Source organism: Gordonia sp. (in: high G+C Gram-positive bacteria) (assembly GCF_049299075.1).
Classification (GTDB): domain Bacteria; phylum Actinomycetota; class Actinomycetes; order Mycobacteriales; family Mycobacteriaceae; genus Gordonia.
The window spans coordinates 1-1,659 of sequence record NZ_JBAQWU010000256.1 but is presented as its reverse complement, the minus strand read 5'-3'; the positions used below and the strand labels follow the sequence as shown (position 1 = coordinate 1,659).

The following is a 1,659-nucleotide window of genomic DNA, read 5'->3' as shown; positions in this document are numbered from 1 at the left end:
TCTCCCGGCTGTTCGGCGGTGACGCCGCGGCCTGGGCCTCCTTCGACCCGGCCACCATCATCACCAAACACGGGAAATACCAGGGCATCTCCGGGCGGTTCGACGTCAACGGAAGCAGCCGGACCGCGCACGGTCCCGCGGTGGTCGATGCCGCCGTCGGCACCCTGCCCGGCGCCAGCGATCAGATGGTCGCCGCCCAGACCCTGTGCGGGCTCGGCAAGACCAACGGCATTGTCTGCGCGATCGTCGAACAACCCGGCAGCCACGACTGGCCGTATGCCGCCCGGGCATTCTCCACCTCGTTGCCCTGGCTGGCCGGCGTGATCGGCACCCCGGGGGTGACCAGGGTGCCGGTCGGTTACTCCGAGATCCCGACCACCCTGGATCAGCACACCAACCAGCACCCGGTCCAGGCCGAGGGACGGTAGCCGAGCCCGGGCTCGCGGCGGGGCCCCCAATCACGTTGAGTCAGACGCTACGCAGGGAAAATCCGGGAATGCGCAGCATAGTTTCCGGATGAACGGGGTGGGGGTGGCGTGGGTTGGCTAGATGTAATTCCCGGACAGGTTGTGAACGCGTAGGCGTTCGATGGGCGTTTGGCCGCCGATGCCGGTGTGGGCTCGGTGGTGGTTGTAGTGGTGCTGCCAGTCATCGTAGGTGGCGGCGCGGGCTTCATCGCTGAGGTAGGTCTGGGCATAGGCCCATTCGGCGGCCAGGGTGCGGTTGAAGCGCTCGACTTTGCCGTTGGTCTGGGGCCGGTAGGGCCTGGTCCGCTTGTGAGCGACGTCCGGCCCGAGGGCTTCGGCGAAAAGCTTTGACCGGTAGCAGGATCCGTTGTCGGTCAGCACCCGTTTGACGATGACTCCATGTGCTTGGAAGAACGCGTTGGCCCGCGTCCAGAACGCTGCGGCGGTCTCCTTGCGCTCGTCGAGAAGTTGCTCTGAGTAGGCCAGCCGGGTGTGGTCATCGACGGCGTGATGCAGGTAGGCGTAGCCGCGGCCCTTCTTCTTGTTGTTGCGATTGCCGACTGTGCGGCCGAGCTTGCGGTGCCCGCCGCCATCAGGAATGCGCCCAAGCTTCTTGATGTCGACATGCACCAGGTCCCCGGGTGCATCGTGTTCGTAGCGGTGCGGCTTGGGTCGGCGCACCGGTAGCCCGGTGTTCTGATCCAAATGCCGCAGCAGCGGCATCCGATAGCGCCGCAGCACTGCCTCTACCGTCGAACGATTGAGCCGCAGATGATCGGCGATCCGATGTGGTCCCCAGCGCTTGGTGAACCGCAGTTTGATGATCCGGCGTTCACGGCGCACGGGAAGCTGGTGCGGGCAATGATGCGGGCGGCTGGACACATCGACCATGGCGGCCTCGCCGCCGGCGCGGTAGCGGTCGGCCCATTTCTTGGCCGTGGCTGATGAGCAGTTGAATCGATCAGCCGCGCGGCGATAGGTCCACCCGTCGTCGACGACGCATTGAGCCAGGGCCGTGCGGCCACGGGGCGACAGGAACGCATTACGGTGAGTCATGAGGGCCTCTTGGTGATCGGCGTGTGTGTGGTAACCACACCGATACCGGAGGCCCTCACCTATTCAGCAGCGCCACGCCGTTCACAACGTCCCCGGGTATTACACCTAGATGGTAAACCGGGTCATCGATCCCACC

1 protein-coding gene and 1 pseudogene are annotated in these 1,659 nt (G+C 65.5%); one reads left to right on the top strand and one right to left on the bottom strand.

The window, feature by feature from the left end; all coding sequences use genetic code 11:
- Positions 1–428: pseudogene (locus WAW85_RS08035) on the top strand (hypothetical protein); the annotation flags it as partial.
- A gap of 117 nt (positions 429–545) precedes the next feature.
- Here the strand turns inward: WAW85_RS08035 and WAW85_RS08030 are convergent.
- Positions 546–1,523 (bottom strand): IS481 family transposase, encoded by a 978-nt coding sequence (locus WAW85_RS08030; RefSeq protein WP_422559099.1) that lies wholly within the window; start codon positions 1,521–1,523, stop codon positions 546–548.
- Positions 1,524–1,659 lie beyond the last annotated feature (136 nt).

Excerpts from the sequence above, each read along its gene's own strand:
- WAW85_RS08030 (WP_422559099.1), bottom strand. The coding sequence starts at position 1,523 with ATGACTCACCGTAATGCGTTCCTGTCGCCCCGTGGCCGCACGGCCCTG.